This window comes from Gilliamella sp. Fer4-1 (genome assembly GCF_001690515.1).
In the GTDB taxonomy this organism is placed as follows: Bacteria; Pseudomonadota; Gammaproteobacteria; order Enterobacterales; family Orbaceae; genus Gilliamella; species Gilliamella apicola_C.
The window spans coordinates 1-3087 of the sequence record NZ_LZGZ01000217.1; the positions used below are offsets into that span (position 1 = coordinate 1).

Consider the following 3087-nt stretch of genomic DNA (forward strand, 5'->3'; position numbering starts at 1 on the left):
AAATAGACAGCCTGAGTTAAGGGGAGTGTTATCACCTTAGATGATTTAGATATGTTAAAAATAAAAAAGTAGCATAAACACGCTATTGTTAAATAAATTACTAATGGATTTGGGATGATTATTCGAATTAAACAACCTATAAAAACATTATTCATCTTGAGTTGCCTAACTAGTCTAGTTATTTGTTCTGCGCCTGCTTTTGCCGATGAAGAACAACGAGAGCCTCAAACTGATCTAAACGAGGATGTTAATGCCCCAGTTCAATTAACTGAGGATGAACGAATTGATATTATTGGTCCTAGCCAAATAACTGAGAAAATTTATCATAAAACGATTTTTTCACTTTCAGGTCAACCTAAATATTCAGCTAATTTTCAACATCTTGATTATGTCAATCCAAATGCGCCTAAAGGTGGTGCGATTAAGCTAGCTGAAGTTGGCTCTTTTGATAATTTTAATCGTTTTGCTAGCCGAGGAGCTCCTGAGCGGAGTTCGGGATCGTTATATGACACACTTTTTACCAATACTGCCGATGATATTACCAGTTTTTATCCACTTATTGCTACTTCAATAACTTATTCTGATAGTTATCGCTGGGCTGAAGTTTCAATTAACCCAAATGCTCGTTTTCAAGATGATCAGCCAATTACTGCACAGGATGTTGCGTTTACTTTTCACAAATTTATGACCGAAGGTGTGCCTCAATATCGTGTTTATAATAAAGGCATTACCGTTAAAGTGATAGATAATTATCGTTTGCGTGTTGATATCCCTAATTCTGATCGTGAAAAATTATTTTCATTTGTCGGTAGCATGCGAGTTATGCCAAAACATTTTTGGCAGAATCATGATCTTGCTGAACCTTTAAACACCCCACCTATTGGTAGTGGTCCTTACTATATTAGCGAATATAAATTAGGGCAATATGTTGTTTATCGACGTAATCCCAATTATTGGGCACGTAATTTGCCGATTAATAAAGGGTTAGATAATTTTGACGAAAAACGAATTGACTATTATATGGATGATAATATCTCGTTAGAAGCCTTTAAAGCAGGTGAATATGATTTACGAGCTGAAGATCAACCTAAAAACTGGTTTACTCAATATCAAGGAAAATATTTTGATGCTAACCACATTGTTAAACAAGAAAAACCCGTTCAAACGGCAACTGATACTAAGTGGTTAGCGTTTAATTTGCAAAAAGATCTGTTTCACGATGTTAAAGTGCGTGAAGCAATCACACTGGCATTTGATTTTGAATGGTTAAATCATGCATTTTATTATGACAGTTACAAAAGGCCTTATAGTTTTTTTGAAAACACAATCTATGCAGCAATCGGCAAGCCTAGCGAACAAGAGCTAAAATGGTTAAATGCTTATAAAGATATTATTCCAAAGCGTGCTTTTGGTAATGCTTATTATGTACCTAAAAGTGATGGATTGGGTTTTAATCGTGATAATTTATTAATAGCTGCTGAATTACTAAAACAAGCTGGATGGGTAATTAAAAAAGGTAAACTGATTAACACTAAAACACAGCAACCTTTTGAATTTGAACTGATTAGTTATCTTGGTAGTGATATTAAGTATGCAATTCCCTTCCAACAAAATTTAGCGCGCTTAGGGATCACCATGAAAATTACCTTATTAGATTCAGTACAACAATTACGCCGTGTTCGTGAGCGTGATTATGATATGGTTGCTCGTGATTATTATGCCGTCAATTACCCAAACTCTAATTTGCAGATACTTTGGGGGAGCGAGTATCTTAATTCATCGTGGAACGCATCGGGTTTGCATAACAAGGCGATTGATGGCATTATTGCTGAAATTACCAAAAATGTAGATAATCAAGAAGCATTAATCCCTCTAGGGCGAGCTCTTGACCGAATTCTAACGCAAGAGTACCCCATGATTCCAATGTGGTATAACAGTAAAACGTATTATGCATACTGGAACAAATTTGGGCAACCAGCCATACAACCGACTTATGCAATAGGCGTTGATAGCTGGTGGTATGATGCTAACAAAGCAGCTAGCCTGCCTAAAAATCGGAAACATTAATATGCTCAATTATCTTATTCGTCGACTTCTATTGATTATTCCAACATTATTTGTGATTTTAACTATCAATTTTTTTATTGTGCAAGTAGCCCCTGGTGGGCCTGTCGATCAGGCGCTTGCTATGATTGAAAATGGATCGCAAGCAGGACAAGGACTATTGCCCGGAAGCATTAGTTCATCGACATCAATTGAACAGTATAAGAATGAATCTAGCTATCGAGGATCAAGAGGGCTCGATCCACAAGTTGTCGCAATGATTGAAAAACAGTATGGTTTTGATAAACCAATATTTGAACGTTATGTTGACACGATCAAAAAGTATATTTCATTCGATTTTGGCAATAGTTTTTTTAAAAGTGAATCGGTATTAGGGTTAATTGTTAAAAGCTTACCTGTTTCGATTTCGTTGGGGCTGTGGAGCACACTAATTGTTTACCTAATTTCAATCCCTTTAGGCATTCGTAAAGCGGCGAAAGAGGGTTCTATATTTGACTTTTGGACAAGCACACTAATTATTATTGGTTATGCTATACCTCCTTTCTTATTAGCTGTATTGCTAATTGTGGTGTTTGCGGGCGGTAGTTATTGGGATATTTTCCCTCTACGAGGGCTTATTTCAAATCATTTTGAACAACTTGATTTTTGGGGCAAAGTGAAAGACTACGCATGGCATATTTGCTTGCCCACCATTGCAATGGTCATTGGTGGTTTTGCTTCGCTCACCATGCTGACTAAAAACTCATTTTTAGATGAAATTCGTAAACAATATGTCATTACTGCACGAGCTAAAGGTTTAAGTGAACGAAAAATTATATATAAACATGTTTTTCGTAATGCAACGTTACTGATTGTATCAGGCTTTCCTGCTGCTTTTGTTGGTATTTTATTTACTGGGTCGTTACTCATTGAAATTATCTTTTCGCTCAATGGGCTTGGTTTATTGGGTTATGAAGCTATTATTCAACGTGACTATCCAGTCATTTTTGGTTCTTTGTATATTTTTACGTTAATAGGGCTCAT

General features: G+C 36.0%; 2 protein-coding genes. Both read left to right on the top strand.

The window, feature by feature from the left end:
• Positions 1-114 precede the first annotated feature (114 nt).
• Positions 115-2067, top strand: coding sequence for an extracellular solute-binding protein (locus tag A9G30_RS07880; RefSeq protein ID WP_081295761.1), 1953 nt, complete (start codon positions 115-117; stop codon positions 2065-2067).
• Between the two features lies 1 nt (position 2068).
• Positions 2069-3087: microcin C ABC transporter permease YejB (locus A9G30_RS07885; RefSeq protein WP_065588597.1), on the top strand; the 1019-nt coding region annotated here is incomplete at its 3' end.

Coding starts and splice junctions, on each gene's coding strand:
- A9G30_RS07880 (WP_081295761.1), top strand. CDS start 115: ATGATTATTCGAATTAAACAACCTATAAAAACATTATTCATCTTGAGT.